Annotated in this window: 5 protein-coding genes; 2 read left to right on the top strand and 3 right to left on the bottom strand. The window is 33.6% G+C overall.

Going from position 1 to position 3,249, the window contains the following annotated elements:
• Positions 1-191: 191 nt before the first annotated feature.
• Positions 192-365 (bottom strand): LIMLP_19325 family protein, encoded by a 174-nt coding sequence (locus LEP1GSC062_RS23685; RefSeq protein WP_020984641.1) that lies wholly within the window; start codon positions 363-365, stop codon positions 192-194.
• A 301-nt stretch (positions 366-666) separates the two neighbouring features.
• Between LEP1GSC062_RS23685 and LEP1GSC062_RS14475 the strand changes: the two genes are divergently transcribed.
• Positions 667-1,056, top strand: coding sequence for a helix-turn-helix domain-containing protein (locus tag LEP1GSC062_RS14475; RefSeq protein ID WP_010576145.1), 390 nt, complete (start codon positions 667-669; stop codon positions 1,054-1,056).
• Here the strand turns inward: LEP1GSC062_RS14475 and LEP1GSC062_RS14470 are convergent.
• Positions 1,043-1,963, bottom strand: coding sequence for a histidine kinase N-terminal 7TM domain-containing protein (locus tag LEP1GSC062_RS14470; protein ID WP_039942195.1), 921 nt, complete (start codon positions 1,961-1,963; stop codon positions 1,043-1,045). The genes LEP1GSC062_RS14475 and LEP1GSC062_RS14470 overlap by 14 nt on opposite strands.
• Before the next feature lie 63 nt (positions 1,964-2,026).
• Positions 2,027-2,620, bottom strand: a complete 594-nt coding sequence (locus LEP1GSC062_RS14465) for an LBL_2463 family protein (protein ID WP_020984642.1) — start codon at positions 2,618-2,620, stop codon at positions 2,027-2,029.
• A gap of 418 nt (positions 2,621-3,038) precedes the next feature.
• Here LEP1GSC062_RS14465 and LEP1GSC062_RS14455 point away from each other — a divergent pair.
• Positions 3,039-3,249 (top strand): Rpn family recombination-promoting nuclease/putative transposase (locus LEP1GSC062_RS14455; protein WP_020984640.1); only part of this gene is annotated, 211 nt, incomplete at its 3' end.

The following is a 3,249-nucleotide window of genomic DNA, read 5'->3' as shown; positions in this document are numbered from 1 at the left end:
ATAACGCGAAGGAACAAAGAACTGTTCCATAAGATTTTTTAAAATCATCCTTTAGAAAAAAGTTTTATAAATCCTAAAATTATACCGATAACCACACTAAAGGAGTGGAAGTAGGTAATAATTAAATCTATAAGATTCTTATAATGATCTATTCCGAAAGTATTCATATAAGGTATGGAGGAGAAAAAATTCTACAGGTTTAATTTTAATTTTTTTCTGATCGTTAAAATCTTACGGAAACTTGTGAATTTCAATATTGCCTCTCTGTCTTCGTCGTTTAATGATTTCCTTAAGATCTTTTCATACTCGTCTAAATCGGAATTGGAGATTTCTAAAGGCATTATTTGGAAATAATTGAAAACCATGGCTTATTCCTTTTTTGGGTTTAGGTGAATTTTTCGCTCAACTGAGTGAGAAAGATTAAAACCTCTTGATTGTTGAAAATGAAATATTTCTGTCCTAAATTCTTATATATTTTAATTAAGTCCGTGATGAAAAGCACGTGTTGGTTATTAGAACCGGCCTTGAATTTTTTTACTTTTCGGTTGCATAATTCCCACTTGCCAAATTTAATTATCAAAAATTGAAATCGGAGCGAGTTGTTAATATTATGATAATATACATAAGTGTATATTTCAAGCAAAAAATATGCAAATACGGAATTTTATGGATTTTAAAATAATTCTGAAAGATTTAATGAGTAGGAAGGGTTGGAATCAAGAAGACCTTGCTAAGGCTGGCGAAGTTAAACAACCGACTGTCAGTCGTTATTTGAGTGGGCATACGACTCCGACGCTAACTTTTGTAGTAAATCTTTATAAAAATGAAAAGATTGATCCTATAATTTTTGTTCGTGATTTCGAGTTAGATCCGATTGATTTAGGATTAAGAAGATCTCGAAAAGAGAAAGAGGACTTGATCAAAGAAGTAACGGTGTTTTTACGATTTTTAAAAAATTCTCCGGATGCCTTGGAAATATTCTGGAAAATTTATAAAATGGATCAATCGGGTAGAAAATCTATGAACGCCTTGGCAGAAAGAATTATTGAGGAATGATAGGCATTTCCTTTGTTGCCAAGTAGCTGTAAATTTCATCCACAGTTAGTTCTGAATGGATTTGAAGGTCTACAAAATTTTGAATGATTCTTTCGATTGCATTCCTTCTATAACTTATCAACGCTTTTTTGTAAAATTGCGAGTCAACTTTTCTTAGTATTAGAATGTTCGCATGGGCGACGATCGAATTTCTTTTTTCTAGGATTACATCTTCAGAAATTTCGAACAAATTGATTTTAATAATTCCTATTGACAAAATTGCAGTTGCTAATGCACAACCGATAGGAGCCGCAAAATTGTATTCCGGCAGGCCAAGGTATCGAAGAAGCAATGTAAACGTTCCTATAAATATTAACCAAAGCAATATTCCAGTTGCGATATAGACGAATCGAACTCGGTTTAGTCCTCTCCTTTTTTTGAATCCCAAAGCAAGTACTATTATTGAAGAAATTATACTCAGAACTCCACCAATTACGAAATAATCGTAGAGTATTCCGGCTGTAAAATGCAGTTTTGCATCTTGAATCCATGCACTCGTAATGTAAAAATCCGAATAGCTAAAAGCATAAATAGGAATAACATAAACTACTAATATTACTAGGTTACCGGCTACTGGAATCTCTTTGTCAAAAACGTAAGAGTGAATGAATCGAATTAGAAGCAAAGGAGCAATGATCATGGGTAATGTTAGGGTCCGTGTCCAGAAAGTTGTTTCTGTTCCTTCGAAAAAAGGCACGGCAAAAAGTACCCCCCATATTCCAAAAAGAATACAAAGGGCCCCGAAATCAAAAAACCGTTTTCTTTGTCGTATAACAAACAAAACATAGAATCCTAGATAAAAATTACATGCTGACGCTAAAAAAAGTAAGGTTGAAATCGCTTCCAAAATACCCACCCCTGAAAGCATAACGTCACAAATGGCATTTTATTGCAATAATTTTCGTTTTGTTTATCCTGACACTTGTACTTTTTATAAAGTTGGTTTTACATTTCCTTGAACCAACTTTCCATAATCTGGAAAGTAAATTAAATATGGATGTAAAAAAGATTCTATAGCTCCGATCCGGTTGTAGAGCTTTCCCATTGCACTTCGATCTATATCAAATAATCCATATGTGGAAGTAAAATTACGTTTAAGTAAAAAATCGGTACTTAAAGATAAAACTTTTGAACCAACGTTCATCCTAGTTGCAGCGAATGAATTCATTTCAGCAACATTCCCACCTTCGATAACTGTTCGTTTTCGAGTATCGCTCCGATAGGAATATTCAATTGGAAGGCCAAACGGACCTCTAGAAACGATTCGGGAAGTTGCAACGATTTCATCATTTTCGTCCAGAGCAATAAAATACTGACTAAAACCATTAAGGTCGAATTGACGATCAAAGTTAGGGTCATATCCGACGTAATCTAATTTAGAATACTGAAATTGGACAAATTCCCTTGCCCGCTCAATTAGGATTGGATTTGATTCGTAATTACAGTTTAAATATTGAATTAAATTATTTTTTTCAGTTTTGTTACAAACTTTATCAGGAGGGTTAAATAATAAGTTATGTGACATAATAAATATTATGTCATATTATAATAAAATTACAATCATTTAATCTTTTTTCGTTCAATAATGTGTCATTTCGGATTCGGCTAACTTAAATATAGATTCTTGAAAAATTTATAAAATTATGCCAAGGACGAACATTTTACTTAGCTCCAAATACGGTTTTAAATTTATCCGATGGAAACGAAAGATCCAAAACAACCCTTAAAATTTCAATATCTGTATAATTCCAATCAAGGAAGGAAGGGCTTTTTAATTCCCTTCGGACTCCGTCTTTTACGGAAAAATAGGGGATTCAATGAGAGACAAAGGAATCGAGGGCGGGAATATAATCGAAATATAACACTGGAAAACGTAAGTCTTGAATGTGAAATAGAATTCTAAATGCAATTGACCGGCCAAAACGATATCCCAAAAATAACGGATGACCGAAGTGAACAATCCACACGATCGATTGATCCGAGAAACATTTCAGGACAAAAAAGAGGCAGCCACTTTCTTCAAAAACACACTACCGCCGGAAGTGGTAGAGCTACTCGACTTGGAAAACTTAGAATTGTCCGAATCGAGTTTTGTAAGCGAAGAATTAAAACAAGAACAAACCGATCTACTGTTCCAAATTCCGCTCAAGTCCG

The organism is Leptospira alexanderi serovar Manhao 3 str. L 60 (assembly GCF_000243815.2).
GTDB lineage: Bacteria > Spirochaetota > Leptospiria > Leptospirales > Leptospiraceae > Leptospira > Leptospira alexanderi.
The sequence above is the reverse complement of the archived record's forward strand: the minus strand, read 5'-3'. Positions and strand labels throughout refer to the sequence as shown.

Excerpts from the sequence above, each read along its gene's own strand:
- LEP1GSC062_RS14465 (WP_020984642.1), bottom strand. The coding sequence starts at position 2,620 with ATGTCACATAACTTATTATTTAACCCTCCTGATAAAGTTTGTAACAAA.
- LEP1GSC062_RS14470 (WP_039942195.1), bottom strand. The coding sequence starts at position 1,963 with ATGCTTTCAGGGGTGGGTATTTTGGAAGCGATTTCAACCTTACTTTTT.
- LEP1GSC062_RS14475 (WP_010576145.1), top strand. The coding sequence starts at position 667 with ATGGATTTTAAAATAATTCTGAAAGATTTAATGAGTAGGAAGGGTTGG.
- LEP1GSC062_RS23685 (WP_020984641.1), bottom strand. The coding sequence starts at position 365 with ATGGTTTTCAATTATTTCCAAATAATGCCTTTAGAAATCTCCAATTCC.